Here is a 15407-nt window from a genome sequence, read left to right as displayed (position 1 = left end):
TGAGCCACTGCGGAGCATTGGTGATTGACGACAACGCAGCGAGGCGCGGTGCCAGGGCACGCGAGCCCGGCAAGATCCGAAAGAGACGACCTAGGTGAGCCGCCGCGCGATGTCGAGCGCCGCATAGGTCAGGGTCGCGGCTGCGCCCGTGCGTTTCAGCATGGTGAAGAGCTCGACCAACAGCCGCACGTCGCGTGTTCCTGTAGCCGGGTCCACGCAGGTCAGGGTGTGGTACTCCCCGGACACCGAGAACGGGAACAGCGGCGCGCGGGTCTGTGTCCGCAGGGTGGCGAGTACGTCCGCGGTGAACTGCGCGGGCTCCAACAAGATCATGTCGGCCCCGTCCGTTGTCATCTGCAGGGCCGTGTCGACGAACTGATCAGCCTTGCCGGGGTTGATCTGGAACTCCCGGTCGAGTCCCGCTTTCGGCGTTGCCCCCATCGTTTCGCGGAACGCGTCGTACAACGAGCTCCAGAAGATCACGTGGGGCATCACACTGACCCCGTAGTGTCCGGTTTCGTCCAGTGCCTTGCGCGCGGCCCCCACGGTGCCGAGGACCATGGATGCCGGACCGACGATGTCCGCCCCCGCCTCCGCGTGGGCGATTGCCTGCGCGGCAGTGGCCGAGACGGTCGCTTTGATGTTGGGGCGTCCCCGCTGGTCCGTGAGGTAGCAGAGCCCGTCCGGGGTGTACGAGCACAGGCATGTTTCCGTCATGACCGCGAGGGCGGGCGCGGTGTCCTTACAGGCATGGATGGCGCGGGACATCAGCGAGTCGGCAGCCAGCGCGACTTCACCGAGGGCGTCCCGTTCGGCGGACTCCGCGAACAGCTTCACGGACCGGATTCCGAGCTGCGCTGCCTCCCGCACCACGGCGGGAATCTCGGCGGTCGTGACGGTAGGCATGGGTCGGTCGGCGGGGTCCTCGGTGACCAGAAGCACCAGGCCGAGATCGGCAGGGGTGAGTGTCTGCGGTTCCAACAGGTTCCGAACAGCCCGGCGGGTACGTAAGGGGCTGGTCGCCCTGTTCGGGGCTGGGAGGTGCGATGGCTCGGTAAGGGGCACGGTGTCATCCCTGGGTAGTCGAGGGCTGTTCGTCGCCCTGAAGGGCCCGGACCAGTCCGGTCTCTTGGTCCGGGGCCCGGCGGTGATGCGGCGGCTCGTTCATGGCCGTACCTCCTCCGGTGCCCCATACCTTCGATGTGCCGCCAGAGGTTGCGTAGGGGCGTCTGTGGGGGCAAGTAGTCCTCAGCCGCCCTTATCCGTCGAGCAACGGGCAACGACAGGGGCAGGATGGGCCCATGGCCATCGGGGAACTGATCAGGGACCTGCGCAAGGCTCGCGGCTGGTCGCAGGGCCGACTGGCGTCGGAGATCAACGGCGCTTTCGGGGCGAACCTTGACCGGGAGTACGTCAGCCGCTGGGAGCGTTCCAAGGTGACGCCGGGACCCTACTACCTCCGGTGCCTCTCAACCGTCCTGGAAGTGTCTCTAGCCGTGCTTGAGGGTGAAGTGAAGCGCCGTACGTTACTCAGCGATGTTGCAGCCACCGCCATAGCGCCCATAGTGGCCTCCGACCTGCTCAGCGCGGGATTCGCGGCCCGACTCGCCAAGGGACCCACAGGGGACGACTGGGAGGCCAAGCTTGCAACGTACGGAACGGAGTACATGAGCCTTGGTGCTTCCGACATCCAGCGACGGGTGTCGGGTGAGCTGGTGGTGGTGCAACAGCAACTCGACACCCCGCAGCTCTGGTCCGTCGCAGCAAGGCTGATGACGCTCTATGCCAAGACCTTTCCCGGCTCCGACGGCTCCAAGGCCGTGGGCTGGTACCGCATGGCAGCCAGAGCCGCTGATGAATCAGGGGACGAACAGACACGGGTATGGGTCCGGGGCCGTGCAGCAATCGCCTTGGGCTATGAGGGGGCGTCACTCGGGGTCGCCGACGTACTTGCCGATCAGGCCATGGCGATCAGCGGCAGGCCCTCCCTGGGGCTGCTGAACGCCATCATGGGCAAGGCTCATGCTTCGGCCATCCGAGGCGACCACGCAACAGCGCGGGAGCTCATGGATCAAGGCCGCCGCGTGTTCGATGCCGCCGGATCGTACGAACAGACCTCTGACTACGCTGTGCCCTGGTGGCGTATGAACGTGTTCATCTCGCTGCTTGCCGCCCGTCTGGGAGACGAGAACACAGCGGTGGCAGCGCAGGAAGCGGCCCGCCGGGAACTACCCGCCACGCTGCCGCGGTTCGCCACGCACCTTGAACTCCATCGTGGTCTCATGCTTGCCCGCGCCGGCGATCAGGCCGGGGGCACGGCCTACGCACGGGCAGCACTCCATGAACTGCCGCCGGAAAAGCACTCACTGACCCTGCGGCTGCTCATGTCCGAACTGGAACGTTCGTGACGGCCATGACCACTCCGAAAACCGGGGCGCGCACCCGAAGGGCTACGCCCCAAACGTGAGGCGCGGGCCTGGTCCACAGCGCACCCCCGCCGGAGGCGTTACGCCGGGGCGTGGCCCTTCGGGTGGGGTCCGCCCTGCGGGTCGTCGGGGAGTTTGCAGACGCGTTCCAGGAACAGGGCCGCCGCCACCACCGCGGCCGCCGCGAGGACCGAGGCGCCCGCGTAGATCGCCTGGTCCCGGCGGGCCGGGATGTCCAGGGAGCCCAGGAGGAAGACGCCCACGCCGCCGTACATCCCGCTCACCAGCGCCGCGACCAGCGCGCTCGCCTGGCCGAAGACCAGCGCCCGCGCCGCCATCAGCGGTTCGACGCCCTTTGCGCCGGGGCGCCGCTCGCGCTGGGCCTTGAGCCGGGAGCGCAGGGAGAGCGCCGTCGCCAGCAGGACCGCGGCGATCACGGCGAGGACGATCGGCGCGGCCAGCGGGACCGCGGGCAGGGTGCCCAGGGAGTCCCAGAGCCGGGCCGCCGCCCAGGAGAGCACTCCGGCCACGGCGAAGAGCCCGGCCAGCACCCCGAGGTGTAGCTGCTTCACCGGGCGTCCACGTCCTTCCGTCCTCCGTATGTCTGCACCGAGCCTAACGACTACTCCGGCAGACGGAGTTCCAGATCGGGCCGGACGGCGACACCGTCCCGCCCCACCGAGTCCAGCAGCGCCCCGACCGGACCCCGGCCCGGCAGCTCGGCGCCGGGTTCGACGTCGGACCAGGGAGCGAGCACGAAGGCGCGCTCATGGGCCCGGGGGTGCGGCAGGGTGAGCACGGGGTCGTCCGAGACCACGTCCGCGTACGCCACGATGTCGACGTCGATGGTCCGCGGGCCCCACCGCTCGTCGCGCACCCGGTCGTACGCCTCCTCGATGGCCTGTCCCCGCTCCAGCAGGGACTTCGGCGGCAGGGTGGTGCGGATGACGACGACCGCGTTGAAGTACGACGGCTGGGAGCCGGGCTCGACGCCCCACGGCTCCGTCTCGTAGACCGGGGAGACCGCCTTCACCCGGACGCCGGGGGTGTCCTCCAGCGCGTCGACCGCGCCCTGGAGGGTCTCCAGCCGGTTGCCCAGATTGGAGCCGAGGGCGATCACCGCGCGGCGCGGGTTGGAGAGGGTGGTGTCCGCCGCGTCGACCTGCTCGACGACGGACGCGGGGACCGGCTGCACCGTGGGGTCGCTCATACCCGGCTCCGGCGGATGGTGATCGTGACATCGTCGAAGGGCACGGTGATCGGCGCGTCCGGCTTGTGGACGACGACCTCCACCTCCTCGACGCCGTCGTACTTCAGACAGGCCGAGGCGATCCGCTCGGCGAGCGTCTCGATCAGATCCACCGGATCGCCCTCGACGATCGCGACGACCTCCTCGGCCACGATGCCGTAGTGGACGGTCTTCGCCAGATCGTCGTCGGCGGCCGCGGGCCTGGTGTCCAGCCCCAGCACCAGGTCGACGATGAAGGTCTGGCCCTCCTCGCGCTCCCGGGGGAAGACGCCGTGGTGCCCGCGGGCCTTGAGGCCGCGCAGCGCGACACGATCCACGCGAATCACTCCTGCTGTCCGTAAGTCGGTTTGTCTGTCGTCCGTCGTCTGGCGTCGTGCCGGCCGGTGTGCCGGGGGCGCCTTTGCCCGATTCGAATCTACCTGCGCCCACTGACAGCATTCGCGGCCGGGGCCCGGCCCCGGTGCCGCCCCGGCTCAGCCGTCCGGTGCCCCGCCGCCGTCCGCCCCGGCCTCGCCGTCGGGCGCGTCCTCCTCCATCAGCACCGGAGAGCCGTGGTGGGACCAGAGCTTCCAGCCGTCGGCGGTGCGCCGGAACACGTTCGTGGCGACGGCGTGCTGGCCGACCAGCGGCCCCAGCTCCCCGGCCGCCTCCGCCGGGCCGCCGCTGAGGATGTTCTCGGTGCAGGTGACGACGGCGGTGTCCCCGGCGATCCCGGCCCGGACGTCGGTCAGGAAGAACTGGATGTACTCGGTGTTCGCCATGATCAGCGCGTACGAACGGAGCACCTCGCCCCGCCCCGACAGCACCGGCCACCCCGGATGCACGCACGACACCCCGTCGTCCAGCAGCCACAGATCGTCCATGGCGGCCGCGTCGCCGCGCTCCAGGGTCTCGTAGAAGGCGGCGTTCGCGGCCTCGACCTCGGGGAGGCGGGCGTCGTCGCCGTACGGGGGCTCCGCAGGGCTCACCGGGCGGCCCCGACCGCCCGGGCGACCCGTACGGCGTCGGCGGTGGCCCGCACCTCGTGGACCCGGACCGCCCAGGCGCCCTCGTAGGCGGCGATCGCGGAGACCGCGGCCGTCGCGGCGTCGCGCTCCCGGGCCCGCGGCGGCACCCCGTCCTTGGTGCCGCCGGCCAGGACATGGCCCAGGAACCGCTTGCGGGAGGCGGCGACGAGCAGCGGGCGGCCCAGGGCGCGGAGGGCGTCGAGCCGGGCGACCAGCGCCAGATCGTGCGCGGCCTCCTTGGCGAAGCCGAGGCCGGGGTCGAGGACGATGCGCTCGGGCGGGATACCGCCCGCGACGACCGCGTCCATCCGGTCCCGCAGCTCACGGGCGACCTCGGCGACCACGTCTCCGTAGACGGCTCTGCTGTTCATGTCGTGGCTGAAGCCGCGCCAGTGCATCACCACGAAGGGGACGCCCGCGGCGGCCACCGCCGGGACCATCGCGGGGTCGGCGAGACCGCCGCTGACATCGTTGACGAGTACGGCTCCGGCGGCGACGGCCCGCTCGGCGACGCTCGCGCGCATGGTGTCGACGGAGACGGTGACGCCTTCGGCGGCCAGCCCGCGCACGACGGGCACCACCCGCCGCAGCTCCTCCTCCTCGTCGACCCGGCTCGCGCCCGGCCGGGTGGACTCGCCGCCGACGTCGACCAGGTCGGCACCGTCCGCGACGAGGTCTATGCCCCGCTTGACGGCGGCGGCGGTGTCGAACCAGCGGCCGCCGTCGGAGAAGGAGTCCGGGGTGACGTTCACCACGCCCATGACCGCGCAGCGGTCCCACTCCGGCAATCCACGCAACGTACTCATAGCCCCAGCGTAGGCCCGCGCCCCGGCGCCGCGGTCGTGGCCACTGTCCCGCCGGGGCCGGGGGAGGGGGCCGTACGCGCCCCTACGCGCCCCTACGCGGTCCGGAGCCGGTCGGGCAGCGGTCGGGCGGCGGTCCGGCAGCGGCCGGAACCCGGAACCCGGGGCCGTACGGCTCAGGCCGCGCGGCCCACCCCGGACGCGGCGCGGGCGGCCACCGGGATCACATGGGTGCAGGGGCGCTCGGGCCGCGGGGGCCGGCGGGCCGAGAACGGGCGGGGCGGCCCTGGCGGGACGAAACCTTCCGCCTGCATCGCCGCGAAGCCGATCCGCGGCAGGTCGCCGCTCTTGCGGAAGACCACGAACCGCGGCTCCCACCGGGGCTGGAACTTGGTGTTGAACTTGTACAGCGATTCGATCTGGAACCAGCGCGACAGAAAGACCAGCAGGCCCCGCCAGAGCCGCAGCACCGGCCCGGCCCCGATCTTCTCGCCGCGGGCGAGCGCCGAGCGGAACATGGCGAAGTTGAGGGAGACCCGTTCGATCGCGAGCCCGGGCGCGGCCTGGAGCGCGGCCACGATCAGCAGCTCGTTCATCCCCGGATCGGCCGAGCGGTCGCGCCGCATCAGCTCCAGGGACATGCCGTCCTGGCCCCAGGGAACGAAGTGGATGATCGCCTTCAGGTCGCCGTACGGGGAGTCCGGATCGTCCTTGTGGGCGGTGGCGATCACCGCGTCCCCGTCCTCCGGGTCCCCGATCCGCCCCAGCGCCATGGAGAAGCCGCGCTCGGTGTCGGTCCCCCGCCAGTCCGCGGCGGCCCGTCTGACCTGCGCGAGCTCCGGCTCGGTGAGATCACGGGCGCGGCGGACGCGGGTGGTGTACCCATTGCGTTCGATCCGCTTCACCATCTGGCGCACATTACGCATGGCGCGCCCGCCGAGGGAGAAATCCGCGACGTCCACCACCGCCTCGTCGCCCAGCTCCAGCGCGTCGAGGCCGGTCTCCCGGGTCCACACCTGGCCGCCGGTCTCGGAGCAGCCCATCACGGCGGGGGTCCAGGAGTGGGCCTTCGCCTCGTCCATGAAGCGTTCGATCGCGCCGGGCCATGCCTCGACGTCGCCGATGGGGTCGCCGCTGGCCAGCATCACCCCGGACACCACGCGGTAGCAGACCGCGGCCTTGCCGCTGGGCGAGAAGACGACGCTCTTGTCGCGGCGGAGCGCGAAGTGGCCGAGGGAGTCGCGGCCGCCGTGCCGTTCGAGCAGCTCGCGGAGCCTGCGTTCGTCCTCGTCGGTGAGCCGGGCCGTGGGGTGCTCGGGGCGCAGGGCGAAGTAGATGGTGGTGACGGCGGTCAGCAGGCCGAGCGCGCCCAGCGAGTAGCCGACGGTCCAGGAGTCGTCGCCGGTGTAGCCGATGGGGCCCTCGAAACCGAAGAGGCCGTAGAGGGTGTGCTCCAGCTTGTCCGCCAGGCTGGGGCTGCCGATCTCATGGCCGGGGTGGGCGCTGACGACGACCATGCCGAGGGCCAGCGAGCCTCCGCCCATCAGGACGAAGTTCGCCAGCGCCTTCCAGCGGCTGCGGGGGTCGGGCAGGGCGGAGAACTGCTCCCGGTGGCGCAGCAGCAGGGCCAGCACCACCAGGGAGACCACCGTGCCGATGACCGACTGCCGGTAGGAGAACTGGACGAAGGCGCCGAGCGGGAGCAGGACCACCGCGGCCCGCCAGGCCCGGCGCTTGTGGCGCTTGAGGCCGTGGGCGAGGAGCAGCAGCAGGACACCGACGGAGAGCGAGAGGGCGGCGGCGAAGGGGCCGGTCGCGCCGGGCAGCACCTCGACGAGGGCATGGGCCGAGCTGTGCCGGAAGCGGGGGACGATTCCGGAGACGATGTCGATCAGACCGACGAGGGTGCAGGCCGTTCCGACGACGGCGGGTACGGCTTCGGGGCGGGGGCCGCGCAGGATCCGCCGCACGCCGGCCGTGGCCCGCTGTATTCGTTCCCTCATCATCCGCTTCCGTTCCTTCTTCGGTCTCTCCGCCGCGGTCCGCCCGGCTCCGGCCGTCCGGATCCGTCTCGGGTCCGCCGGGAGGGAACCGATGGCGATTTGTCACCATCTATGGGTTCGGACATGGCAGTGCTGTGCTCCGGTGCGTCTCGTGTCGGGCGAGAGTTTCTGTTGCCCGGGGGCCGTTGGTCGGACGGCACGGGCGATGTGCGCCCTGTAGGACGGAAACCCTTCTGACCGGGTTCATTCCCCGGCGGGGATTTCTGATCGAATCGAGCAGGTCCCGGCCGTCCGGCCCGGACCCGGAGAAGGAAGGCCGTGCGCATGGGGCTGACCAGTACCCCCGTCCTGGCCCTGGCCGTCACCGCGGCCGTACTGCTGTTCGCCCTGACGATCTGGCAGTGGCCGCGGCTCGCCGGGCCCGGCTGGCGGGCGCTGACCGGCCGGATCGGGCTCTTCCTCGCCACCCAGCTCGCCGTCTTCGCCTCCGTCGGCCTGGCCTCGAACAACGCGTTCCTCTTCTACGGCTCCTGGGCCGACCTCTTCGGCCAGGAGCAGGACCTCGGGGTGGTCGTCGACCATTCGGCGGGCGGCAAGCGGATCAAGGTGATGGACACCCGGTCGCTGGACGTCCCCGGGGGCGGGCGGCCGGAGCGGGGCGGCCAGATCCAGAAGGTCGCGGTGGCGGGCGAGAAGTCGGGCATCGAGAGCCCGGCGTACGTCTATCTGCCGCCCGAGTACTTCCAGCCCGCGTACGCCAAGAAGCGCTTCCCGGCGGCGATCGTGCTCACCGGCTACCCCGGCACCGCCGAGAACCTGATCAAAGGGCTGAAGTATCCGCGGACCGCCCACGAGCTGGCGGCCGAAGGCCGGATGCAGCCGATGGTCCTGGTGATGCTGCGGCCGACGGTGGCGCCGCCCCGGGACACCGAGTGCGTGGACATCCCGGACGGACCGCAGACCGAGACCTTCTTCGCGCGGGACCTGCCCGCCGCGGTCGCCGGGTCCTACCGGGTCGGGAACGCGCCCGCGAACTGGGGCATCATCGGCAACTCCACCGGCGGCTACTGCGCCCTGAAGATCGCCCTGCACCATCCGGACCGGTTCGCGGCCGGAGCCGGACTGTCCGCCTACTACAAGGCGGCCGAGGACGCCACGACCGGTGACCTCTTCCACGGCAAGAAGGAGCTGCGGAAGCGCGCGAACCTGCTGTGGAGCCTGGACAACAAGCCGCCGTCGAAGACGTCCTTCCTGGTCGCCACCTCGAAGAAGGGCGAGTCCAATCTGAAGGACACCCTCCGGTTCATTGAGAAGGTGAAGGCCCCGGCCCGGGTCTCGTCGATCACCCTGGACAGCGGCGGCCACAACTTCACGACCTGGCGGCGGGAGATCCCCCCGGCGCTGGAGTGGCTGAGCGGGCGGCTCCGGGCGGCCTGAGCGGGCGGGGCGCGCAGACGGGGCGCGCAGACGGGGCGCGCAGAGGGCAGCGGGACGGCCCCGGACCGCGGGACGCGGGTGTACGGGGCCGGGGTACCGAGCGGCGGTAGCGGTACGGGCCGCCCGGGCGGCCCCGGGCGGTGCCGGGTGCGGTGTACGGGCCCGGGCCCGGGAGGCCGCCCCGGCCCCGTACCCCTGTCAGCCGCCGGGCAGCGTGTCGACCGACTCCAGGGCGACCTCCGCGCGCGGTACGTCGCGTACGTCCGCGTCGATGGAGCGGCGCAGCGCCTCGTGCAGCCTCGCCGGGGTCAGTACCCCGAGGAAACGTCCCTCCGCCTGGTCGGTCACCGCTATCCAGCCCGCGTCGTGCTGGAGCATCGTGGCAAACGCCTGCTTGAGGGAGGCGCCCAGCGGCAGCCGTGCGTCCATCCGGCGGGCGTGCTGCCGTACGGTGCCGCGGCCGGGCGCGTCTCCGCCGCCGGACTGGCCGGACCCGCCGGTGCCCGGACGGGCGTCCTCGGCGGAGATCCAGCCGTGCAGACCGCCCCCGGCGTCCAGGACGACGGCCCAGCGCGCGCCCAGCTCGCGGGGGAGGGGATCGTCGAGGCGGACCACGGGCGGCTGCTCCAGATCGCCCTCCTCGATGGGGGTGACGGACAGCCGCTTCAGCCCGCGGTCCGCGCCGACGAAGTCGGCGACGTACGGCGTCGCGGGGGCGCCCAGCACGGCGGCCGGGGCGTCGAACTGCTCGATCCGGCCCTGCCCGTAGACGGCGATCCGGTCGCCGAGGCGGACCGCCTCCTCGATGTCGTGGGTGACGAACAGCACGGTCTTGCGGACCTGCGACTGGAGGCGGAGGAACTCGTTCTGGAGGTGCTCGCGGACCACCGGGTCCACCGCGCCGAAGGGTTCGTCCATCAGCAGCACCGGCGGGTCGGCGGCGAGCGCGCGGGCCACTCCGACGCGCTGGCGCTGGCCGCCCGACAGCTGGTCGGGGTAGCGGTCGCCGTGGACCGAGGGGTCGAGGCCGACCAGGTCGAGCAGCTCGGCGGCGCGGGCGCGGGCCTTCTTCCGCGGCCAGTTGAGGAGCTGGGGGACGGTCGCGGTGTTCTCCAGGACCGTACGGTGCGGAAAGAGCCCCACCTGCTGGATGACATAGCCGATCCGGCGCCGGAGCCGCACCGGGTCGACCGTGGATATGTCCTCGCCGTCGAGGAGAATCCGGCCACTGCTCGGCTCGATCAGCCGGTTGACCATTTTCATGGTGGTGGTCTTGCCGCAGCCGGACGGGCCGACGAGCGTGATCAGTTCGCCCTCGTTCACCTCGAACGTCAGATCGTCGACGGCCGTCGTGCCGTCCGGATACCGCTTGGTGACGTGCTCGAAACGGATCATGGTTCCCCATTGTGGCGGGTGGTCTGTGAAGCCCATGTTGCCGTCGTATGGCACCCCGGGGCGATTGTCGGTGGTGCGCGTTAGGGTCTTCGGAGGGCGGCGGACATACGTTCGGCGAACCGGGGGAGGTGGGGGGAATGAGGATCGGCGCGGCCGCGCGGCAGAACTGTCTGACGGCCAATGACTGGATTTGCGGGGAGTATCTCCGCACCAGGAGCGAGGAGCTGACCGAAGCGACGGTCCAGCATGTGTGGATCACGGTCGCCTCGGTGCTGATCGGGCTTCTCGTCGCCTTTCCGCTGGCTCTGCTGGCCCGCGCCAGGCCCGGATTCGCCGGTCCCGTCCTCGGTCTGACGACCCTGCTGTACACGATTCCGTCGCTGGCCATGTTCTCGCTGCTGCTGCCCGTCTTCGGGCTCTCCGCCGCCCTCGTCGTCACGGGTCTGGTGCTGTACTCGCTGACCATCCTGGTGCGGAACATCCTGGCCGGGCTGGCCGCGGTGCCCGCCGAGGTGCGGGAGGCCGCCCGCGGTATGGGTTACGGGCCCTGGCGGCTGTTCCGCGAGGTGGAACTGCCCCTGGCGCTGCCCGCGCTGATGGCCGGCCTCCGGATCGCCACCGTGTCCACGATCGCGCTGACGACCGTCGGCGCCCTGGTCGGCAAGGGCGGGCTGGGGAATCTCATCGACGAGGGCGTGCAGACGACGTTCAAGGCGCAGGTCCTCACCGCTTCGCTGCTCTGTGTGCTGCTGGCGGTCGTCGCCGATCTGCTGCTGCTCGCCGTCCAGCGGCTGCTCACCCCGTGGACCAGGGTGGCCCGGGTGCCGAGAGCGGCGGCCGGGGGCAAGTGGGGCGGCGGACGGCGTCCACCGGCCGGTGTCGACCGGTCCCGAATACCGGCGGGGGAGGGGGCCTGATGGGAGTGCTGCCCGATGCCTGGACCTGGCTGACGACCGGCTCCAACTGGTCCGGGGAGAGCGGTGTCTGGAACCGGCTGGGCGAGCACGCGTACGTCAGCGGCGTGGCCCTGGCGGTCGCCTGTGCCGTCGCCCTGCCCCTCGCGTTCTGGCTCGGCCATATCGGCCGGGGCGGCGCCCTCGCGGTGAACATCTCCAACGCGGGCCGCGCCATCCCGGTGTTCGCGGTGCTCGCGCTGCTGATGCTCACTCCCCTGCGGAGCGAGGGCTATCTGCCGACGATCATCGCCCTGGTGCTGTTCGCCGTGCCGCCGCTGCTGACCAACGCCCATGTCGGGATGCGTGAGGTCGACCGGTCCGTGGTGGAGGCCGCCCGCGGTATGGGCATGTCGGGATGGCAGGTCTTCCGCCGGGTCGAACTGCCGCTGGCGTACCCCCTGCTGATGACCGGGGTGCGTTCCGCCGCCGTCCAGGTCGTCGCCACGGCCACCATCGCCTCGATGGTCGGACAGGGCGGCCTCGGCCGGATCATCACGGCCGGCTTCGCGACCTACAACACCCCGCAGGTGGTGGCCGGCGCGATCCTCGCCGCGCTGCTGGCACTGCTGGTGGAGGCGGTGCTGATCGGTGTCGACAGGCTGGCCGGCCCCGGGGCCGCGCGCCGTCGGGCGCGTCGGGCGGCGGCCCGCCCGGTGCCTGCCGGGGCCGGTGCATGAGGCGTTCCCGTACCGCCGGATGCACCCCCGACTCGCAGACCTTCCTTCCCTCCTGTCCCTCCAACGTCTCGCGGCCCTCCTGTCCCTGCCCAGGTCGGCGGACCACTCCCTGCCCCGGTGTGCGGACAACCCGCTCCTGTCCCGGTGTGCGGACGACCTGTTCCTGCCCCGGCCTGCCGACCGTGCCGCCCTCTCGTCCCTCGCCGCCCTGCTGTCCTTCCCGTACCGCCGGGTGCCCGGTCCGCGGCGCCCGGCGGCCGGGCCCGAACCGAGCCGCTGAGCTGCGCCGCCCACAAGGCCGCAGCCGTTCGAACGGAGAACCGTCATGTCCCTGAGCCCCCGGCCGTCCCGGCCGCTGCGCGCCACCGCCGCCGCTCTCACCGCCCTCGCCCTCGCCGGCACCCTCGCCGCCTGCGGCGACGGCGACAGCCTGGAGAAGTCGAAGAACGGGGAGGGAGGCGGATCCGGCGGAAAGGGCTCCCTGGTCGTCGGGGCCGCCGCCTTCACCGAGTCGAAGATCCTTGCCGAGCTGTACGCACAACTCCTCGCGGATACCGGCTATAAGACGTCCGTCACCACCGTGAAGAACCGCGAGCTGTACGAACCGGCGCTGGAGAGAGGTGAGATCGACATCGTTCCGGAATACGCGGCGACACTCGCCGAATTCCTGAACGCGAAGGCGAACGGGCCGAAGGCGCCGGAGGAGAAGCCGGTCGCCTCCAGCGATGTCACGGCCACCGTCGCCGCCCTCACCAAGCTGGCCGAACCGCGTGGGCTGAAGGTGCTCCCGGCGGGCGGCGCCGTCGACCAGAACGCCTTCGCGGTGAGCAAGGAATTCGCGGAGAAGAACCGGCTGAAGACGCTTTCCGATCTCGGCCGGGCCAAGCTGAGCGTACGGATCGCCGCGGGCGACGAGTGCGCGGTACGGCCCTTCTGCGCGCCCGGCCTGAAGAAGACGTACGGCATCGACGTCTCCGGCATCGACCCCAAGGGAGTCGGCACCCCGCAGTCCAAGCAGGCGGTGAAGGACGGCTCCGCGCAGTTGGTGCTCACCACGACCACCGACGCCGTACTGGACGGTCTGGTCTTCCTCGACGACGACAAGAAACTCCAGAACGCGGACAACGTCCTTCCCGTGGTGAACGCGAAGGACGCGGGCGACGCGCAGATAGCCGCCGCGCTCGACCGGCTGACGAAGGTGCTCACCACCCAGGATCTCGCCGGGCTGAACCGCAAGGTCGACGCCGAGCGGGCCAAGCCGGAAGACGTGGCGAAGGAGTATCTCCGGTCGAAGTCGCTGCTGAAGTAGCGCGTCCGGGCGGGCGCGCCCCGGTGGTGCCGCCCGCCGCCGCCGGACGGATCGCCGGACGATCCGCCGGGTGGTCCGCCGGACGGCCCGGCCGGTACGGGGCCGGTGCCCGCGCGGCCCGTTCCGCCGGCACCGGCCCGCCGTTAGTGCCCGGGCCCGGCCCGGTCACCCCGGTCACCCCGGTACCGCCGGGTTCCGGGTATCCCGGCCGTAACGCGCTAAGCGCCGTGGAGAGAAGGTGAAGAAGAGGCAGAACAACAGTCCTGTGGCCGAGTTCGGGCGTTCCGGAGTTGCCGGTCCGGTGAATCGCGGGCGGTTCTGACGGCGATCCCGGCTTACCCGCAGGATATTTGCCGACCCGCCATGCCATTCGCGCTCAACGCACGGTAAATTTCGGGCCATGCCCCGTGGACGTCACCGCCATTCCCCTCCCCTGCACAGGCTGCTGCCGCCGTCGGCGGTGGCCGGAGCGTCGGTGCTGAGTGCCGCCGGCGCATGGCTGCTCACCGATCCGGTGCTGCTGCGGTCGCTGGCCGCGGTGGCCGCCGCGGCCGCCGTCGGCGGCGCGGTGCTGATGCGCAGCTGGGACCGGGCCGCGGGCCGCCGGGTCGCCGAGATCACCCGGGGCCGGGCCAGCGATGCCTGGCAGCACGAGGAGCGCGTGGCCGAGCTGGAGTCGGAGGCCGAGGAGGCGCGCGAGCAGCGGGCCAAGCTGGAGACCAAACTCCGTGCCAAGCGGGTCGAGCTGGCCAAGCTCCGCAACGAGCACGCCGAACTGCTCCGCCGCTACGCCGCGGCGGAGACCGGCCGGGCCAGCGCCCTGGAGGGCCGCCGCAGGCTCGCGGTCGAGGCCGGGGCGGACCAGGAGGCCGACGAGGTGCGCGAGTTGCCGGCGGCGGGCGCGAGCCCCACCGCCGCAACGTATCTGCGGGCCGCGAAGGCGCTCGACGCCCTCGCCCGCAATGCCGAGGCCCAGCAGCGGCGCACCGCCGGGGAGCCGGTACGGCCGGGCGGCAGGCCCGAACCGGCACCGGCCCTGGTACGGGCGGCCGGGCCCGCCGCGAAGAACGCCACCACGGCTCCGGGCGCCACAGCTCCGGACGCCCCGGCGGCGGACCGCGGCCCGGCGGTGAACCCGGCGCGCGGAGGAGCCCCCGCGAACGCTGCGGCCCCCGCACCCGCCGCGAACTCCACGAGCGCCGGGGACTCCGGCGACCTCGCGAATCCGGCGAGCGCCGCGCACACCGGCAACGCGGCGGCGCCCGCGAACGCCGCGGCCCCCAAGAACGCCGCGCTCCCCGGTGCCACCCCGAACCCGGCGGGCCCCGCGCCCGCCGCCGCCGACCCCACCGTCGGTCCCGCCCCCGCCACCCCCGCCACCCCCGAGCCCGGTGCGGACCCGGCCGGTGGCGGACCCGCCGCGGCCGCGGACGGTGCTCCCGCCGCGCACCCCGTCCAGGAAGGCACCGCCGTACCGGGCACCGTCCCGGCTCCCCGGCCCGATGGGACCCCGGACGGCGACGGCGGCGGCAGCCGTACCGCCGCGAAGCCGGGCGCTCCCGCCGCACCGCGCACCACCCCCGCCTCCCGTACGGCCCCGGCGCCGGCCCCCGCGGCCGCTCCGGCCCTTCCGGCCGGCCCCGCCGCCCTGGCAGCGCTGCCCGCCGCGCCCTCCGGGCCCGGCGCGATCGTCCCCTACGGCCCGCGCCGCACGGCCGGGACGCCGGTGCGCCGGCCCGAGGGCGGATTCGACTTCTTCGGTACCCAGCACCCCGGCGCACCCGCCGCCGGGCAGCGACCGGCCGGGGACACCACCGCCCCGGCCGTGGCCGACCCGGACGGGGTGGGCGACGCGGACCTCGCCGATGTCGTCGGTGACGAGGCCATCGCCGAGCACCGCCAGCACACCGGCCGGACACAGCCGGCCCCGGTGAGCGAGGTCATCGACCTCACCGCGCACGACGAGACCGAGAAGCTCGACATGACCGGCCTGCGCAACGCGCTCAGCTCGTAGTCCCCGGGGCCGCCCGCCACAGCGGGGCGGCCCGGAACAGCGGCGGGGCCCCGGACCGCCGAGATTCCCGGTGGCGTCCGGGGGCACGTCCACGACGACGACCGGCCTTCGGGCGTCGGCGGGCAGCTCGC

At 72.4% G+C, this 15407-nt stretch carries 14 protein-coding genes; 6 read left to right on the top strand and 8 right to left on the bottom strand.

From position 1 onward, the window contains the following. Positions 1 to 90: 90 nt before the first annotated feature. Complete coding sequence (locus ACWDR0_RS32260) at positions 91 to 981, bottom strand: hypothetical protein (RefSeq protein WP_456355370.1); 891 nt, start codon at positions 979 to 981, stop codon at positions 91 to 93. A gap of 320 nt (positions 982 to 1301) precedes the next feature. On the opposite strand from ACWDR0_RS32260, the gene ACWDR0_RS32255 reads away from it, so the two are divergent. After that, complete coding sequence (locus tag ACWDR0_RS32255; protein ID WP_456355369.1) at positions 1302 to 2408, top strand: helix-turn-helix domain-containing protein; 1107 nt, start codon at positions 1302 to 1304, stop codon at positions 2406 to 2408. A 98-nt stretch (positions 2409 to 2506) separates the two neighbouring features. On the opposite strand, the gene ACWDR0_RS32250 is transcribed toward ACWDR0_RS32255, so the two are convergent. The 6 genes from ACWDR0_RS32250 to ACWDR0_RS32225 all read right to left on the bottom strand — a co-directional run bounded on the left by ACWDR0_RS32250 (position 2507) and on the right by ACWDR0_RS32225 (position 7491). Beyond that, on the bottom strand, positions 2507 to 2998 hold the full coding sequence (locus ACWDR0_RS32250) for a DUF3180 domain-containing protein (protein WP_456355368.1): 492 nt from the start codon (positions 2996 to 2998) through the stop codon (positions 2507 to 2509). A 50-nt stretch (positions 2999 to 3048) separates the two neighbouring features. Further along, a complete protein-coding gene (gene folK, locus ACWDR0_RS32245; RefSeq protein ID WP_456355367.1) occupies positions 3049 to 3636 on the bottom strand; it encodes a 2-amino-4-hydroxy-6-hydroxymethyldihydropteridine diphosphokinase in 588 nt (195 codons plus the stop codon). Then, complete coding sequence (folB, locus tag ACWDR0_RS32240; RefSeq protein WP_456355366.1) at positions 3633 to 3992, bottom strand: dihydroneopterin aldolase; 360 nt, start codon at positions 3990 to 3992, stop codon at positions 3633 to 3635. Before folB ends, folK begins: the two co-directional genes overlap by 4 nt. Positions 3993 to 4148: 156 nt before the next feature. Next, positions 4149 to 4643 carry a nuclear transport factor 2 family protein gene (locus tag ACWDR0_RS32235; RefSeq protein WP_456355365.1) on the bottom strand — a complete coding sequence of 165 codons (495 nt, stop codon included), beginning with the start codon at positions 4641 to 4643 and terminating at the stop codon, positions 4149 to 4151. Then, on the bottom strand, positions 4640 to 5488 hold the full coding sequence (folP, locus tag ACWDR0_RS32230) for a dihydropteroate synthase (protein ID WP_456355364.1): 849 nt from the start codon (positions 5486 to 5488) through the stop codon (positions 4640 to 4642). Before folP ends, ACWDR0_RS32235 begins: the two co-directional genes overlap by 4 nt. 173 nt (positions 5489 to 5661) lie before the next feature. Beyond that, positions 5662 to 7491: a phosphatidylglycerol lysyltransferase domain-containing protein gene (locus ACWDR0_RS32225; RefSeq protein WP_456355363.1), complete on the bottom strand. Its 1830-nt coding sequence runs from the start codon at positions 7489 to 7491 to the stop codon at positions 5662 to 5664. Positions 7492 to 7812: 321 nt separating this feature from the next. Between ACWDR0_RS32225 and ACWDR0_RS32220 the strand changes: the two genes are divergently transcribed. Beyond that, on the top strand, positions 7813 to 8925 hold the full coding sequence (locus tag ACWDR0_RS32220) for an alpha/beta hydrolase (protein WP_456355362.1): 1113 nt from the start codon (positions 7813 to 7815) through the stop codon (positions 8923 to 8925). A gap of 198 nt (positions 8926 to 9123) precedes the next feature. Here the strand turns inward: ACWDR0_RS32220 and ACWDR0_RS32215 are convergent, their stop codons facing one another. Then, entirely contained in the window at positions 9124 to 10320 is a 1197-nt protein-coding gene (locus tag ACWDR0_RS32215; protein WP_456355361.1) for an ABC transporter ATP-binding protein, read from the bottom strand. 137 nt (positions 10321 to 10457) lie between these two features. On the opposite strand from ACWDR0_RS32215, the gene ACWDR0_RS32210 reads away from it, so the two are divergent. The 4 genes from ACWDR0_RS32210 (at position 10458) to ACWDR0_RS32195 (ending at position 15276) form a co-directional block, all read left to right on the top strand. Then, a complete protein-coding gene (locus ACWDR0_RS32210; protein ID WP_456355360.1) occupies positions 10458 to 11237 on the top strand; it encodes an ABC transporter permease in 780 nt (259 codons plus the stop codon). Continuing rightward, complete coding sequence (locus ACWDR0_RS32205; RefSeq protein WP_456355359.1) at positions 11237 to 11953, top strand: ABC transporter permease; 717 nt, start codon at positions 11237 to 11239, stop codon at positions 11951 to 11953. The genes ACWDR0_RS32210 and ACWDR0_RS32205 overlap by 1 nt, the downstream gene beginning before the upstream one ends. A 325-nt stretch (positions 11954 to 12278) precedes the next feature. Then, positions 12279 to 13262, top strand: a complete 984-nt coding sequence (locus ACWDR0_RS32200; RefSeq protein WP_456355358.1) for an ABC transporter substrate-binding protein — start codon at positions 12279 to 12281, stop codon at positions 13260 to 13262. 400 nt (positions 13263 to 13662) lie between these two features. Then, positions 13663 to 15276, top strand: a complete 1614-nt coding sequence (locus ACWDR0_RS32195) for a hypothetical protein (protein ID WP_456355357.1) — start codon at positions 13663 to 13665, stop codon at positions 15274 to 15276. Positions 15277 to 15407: the final 131 nt, after the last annotated feature.

Source organism: Streptomyces sp. NPDC003691, from assembly GCF_053981115.1.
Note: the sequence above shows the minus strand (reverse complement) of the source record. Positions and strands in the feature narration are given on the sequence as shown.

What these genes read in the sequence shown, in the direction of transcription:
- ACWDR0_RS32215 (WP_456355361.1), bottom strand. Translation starts at nt 10,320, where the DNA reads ATGATCCGTTTCGAGCACGTCACCAAGCGGTATCCGGACGGCACGACG.
- folK (WP_456355367.1), bottom strand. Translation starts at nt 3,636, where the DNA reads ATGAGCGACCCCACGGTGCAGCCGGTCCCCGCGTCCGTCGTCGAGCAG.
- ACWDR0_RS32200 (WP_456355358.1), top strand. Translation starts at nt 12,279, where the DNA reads ATGTCCCTGAGCCCCCGGCCGTCCCGGCCGCTGCGCGCCACCGCCGCC.
- ACWDR0_RS32210 (WP_456355360.1), top strand. Translation starts at nt 10,458, where the DNA reads ATGAGGATCGGCGCGGCCGCGCGGCAGAACTGTCTGACGGCCAATGAC.
- ACWDR0_RS32220 (WP_456355362.1), top strand. Translation starts at nt 7,813, where the DNA reads ATGGGGCTGACCAGTACCCCCGTCCTGGCCCTGGCCGTCACCGCGGCC.
- folP (WP_456355364.1), bottom strand. Translation starts at nt 5,488, where the DNA reads ATGAGTACGTTGCGTGGATTGCCGGAGTGGGACCGCTGCGCGGTCATG.
- ACWDR0_RS32205 (WP_456355359.1), top strand. Translation starts at nt 11,237, where the DNA reads ATGGGAGTGCTGCCCGATGCCTGGACCTGGCTGACGACCGGCTCCAAC.
- ACWDR0_RS32255 (WP_456355369.1), top strand. Translation starts at nt 1,302, where the DNA reads ATGGCCATCGGGGAACTGATCAGGGACCTGCGCAAGGCTCGCGGCTGG.
- ACWDR0_RS32195 (WP_456355357.1), top strand. Translation starts at nt 13,663, where the DNA reads ATGCCCCGTGGACGTCACCGCCATTCCCCTCCCCTGCACAGGCTGCTG.
- ACWDR0_RS32225 (WP_456355363.1), bottom strand. Translation starts at nt 7,491, where the DNA reads ATGATGAGGGAACGAATACAGCGGGCCACGGCCGGCGTGCGGCGGATC.